The organism is Acinetobacter puyangensis (assembly GCF_900096995.1).
Classification (GTDB): Bacteria; Pseudomonadota; Gammaproteobacteria; order Pseudomonadales; family Moraxellaceae; genus Acinetobacter; species Acinetobacter puyangensis.
Genome location: NZ_OANT01000030.1, coordinates 1 through 2,200 on the forward strand (window position 1 = coordinate 1; position 2,200 = coordinate 2,200).

A 2,200-nucleotide genomic window follows, 5' to 3' on the forward strand; every position below is an offset into this window, starting at 1 on the left:
GACGATCAGCATTTACGGGCAAAGATAAAAGGCATGCGTTGCTTCGGATAGCGATTGATCCCAAAAAATCACAGATACACATCATCTAAATGAACCTGAATCTGTATTGATGACAGATTTTAATTTTTACAGGGCTTATCTACAGGGTAAGCCCTTATCATTTGAATGAGGTGTATTCCCATGAATATTAACTGTCCCTATTGTTATTCCGAACAAGTAAGCCGTGTCATGCCACAGCCAGCGAATACCAACAGTAGTCTATCCTCCATGACTTGTGCAGGTATTGGCGCAACCCTATCCAAATCATTGCCATTACCTCCAGCAATATCACCATTGTTGGGTGGACTTGCGGGTGCGGTAGTTGGCGGTTTGATTGATAGCCTGATTCAACCAAGCAAAGCGCCACAGCAGCCTATCCCGTATTTTCATTGTCACAACTGCCAATGCGATTTTCAATAACAGGATTTAATCAGAATAAGGAGAAACAAAATGGCACATCAACTTGAACAAATGGCCTATGTCGGTGAAACCCCTTGGCATGGTCTGGGAAATCAACTCACGCAAAACCAGCCAATTGAAGTCTGGGCACAACAAGCAGGCATGGATTGGCGGATTGAATCTTCTTATGTCAGTTATATGGCACAGAATGCAAGGGGGCAAAACATCATCATGCCTTTTGAAGAACAACGGGTATTGTATCGTTCCGATACCCATGCTCCGTTATCCGTGGTTAGTCAGCGTTATCAGGAAGTTCAGCCTCGTGAGATATTGGAATTTTATCGTGATCTAACTGAGCAATCAGGCTTTGAACTGGAAACCGCAGGGGTACTCAAAGGTGGTAAGAAGTTCTGGGCACTGGCCCGTACAGGACAAAGTACTGCACTTAAGGGCAAGGATGTTAGTAATGGTTATATTCTGCTGGCAACTGCCTGTGATGGTACGCTTGCTACTACGGCACAATTTACTTCGATCCGTGTGGTATGTAATAACACACTGGCGATTGCCTTACAGGGACAGGCAAACCATACAGGTGTAGTCAAAGTGCCTCACAGTACCCGATTTGATGCCGATGCGGTTAAGCAACAACTCGGGGTTTCGGTACAGGCATGGGATGAGCACATGTACCAGATGAAACAGTTATCACAGCGTAAAGTGTCACAGGGTGAAGCCGCAGTCTATTTTGATGCCGTATTTAACAATAGCAGTCTAAGCATCCTCGATCAGGAAGAAAACATTATTCAGTTCTATCGGGAGGTGGCGGATAAAGCCAAACTGGATGCTAGCAACAACCCTGCCACTAAATCCGAACCCAATGGCAAAGCCATGTCTAAAGTGATGCAGATGTTTAATGGTCAGGGACGGGGTGCAGAACTTAGCTCAGCTAAAAATACTGCTTATGGTTTACTGTGTTCCATGACTGAATACATTGACCATGAACGCAGAGCCATGAGTCGTGACCATCGACTGGATTCAGCATGGTTTGGGGCAGGTGCCAATCTAAAACAGCGCAGTTTACAACAGGCTTTACAGTTTATTTCTTAAGCTGCATCTATTACACCCTCAACCCTCCTTTTGCCACATCTCCCCCAGATGTGGTTTTTTTATGCCGAAATTTTAATTTTTTACCGATATGGAGTATTTCATGAATAGCACACATCCATCTTTAGCAGGCAACAGTCATTTATCATCGATGATTCCTGCAAGTTCTGTTTCTACTTTAAATCCACCATCTATTAATCAACCTTCTCTATCAAACAGAGCCAAACGACTGATTAGCACGAAAAGCATGAACCGTCAGGACTGGTTAAAAGTACGTCAGCAAGGGATTGGCAGTAGTGATGCTGCCGCAGCCTGTGGACTCAATCCACATCAATCCATGTTGGAGCTGTGGATGCTCAAAACTGGGCGCATGCCAAGTCCAGCGCAGCAACCCACAGAGAATAGCTATTCCCCTTTGTACTGGGGACAACAACTGGAACCCTTAATTGCCAGATACTATCAGCATAAGACCGGTCATAAAGTCAGAAAAGTCAATGCGGTGTTACAGCATGCTGATACCGACAAAGCCTTTATGCTGGCCAATCTGGATTATGCCGTAGTGGGGTGTGATGATGTACAGCTACTGGAATGTAAATCCATCGGTGAATGGGGCGTGAAACACTGGAAAGAAGGTGTACCACTGTATGTGTTGATACAGGTA

3 protein-coding genes are annotated in these 2,200 nt (G+C 44.9%); all 3 read left to right on the forward strand.

Annotated features, from left to right (window positions below; all coding sequences use genetic code 11):
- The first annotated feature begins 180 nt into the window (after positions 1 to 180).
- Positions 181 to 459 (forward strand): hypothetical protein, encoded by a 279-nt coding sequence (locus CRO21_RS17380; protein ID WP_097080555.1) that lies wholly within the window; start codon positions 181 to 183, stop codon positions 457 to 459.
- A gap of 30 nt (positions 460 to 489) precedes the next feature.
- Entirely contained in the window at positions 490 to 1,542 is a 1,053-nt protein-coding gene (locus CRO21_RS17385) for a DUF932 domain-containing protein (RefSeq protein ID WP_097080556.1), read from the forward strand.
- A 100-nt stretch (positions 1,543 to 1,642) separates the two neighbouring features.
- On the forward strand, positions 1,643 to 2,200 hold a 558-nt coding region (locus CRO21_RS17390), incomplete at its 3' end, for a YqaJ viral recombinase family nuclease (protein WP_171294089.1).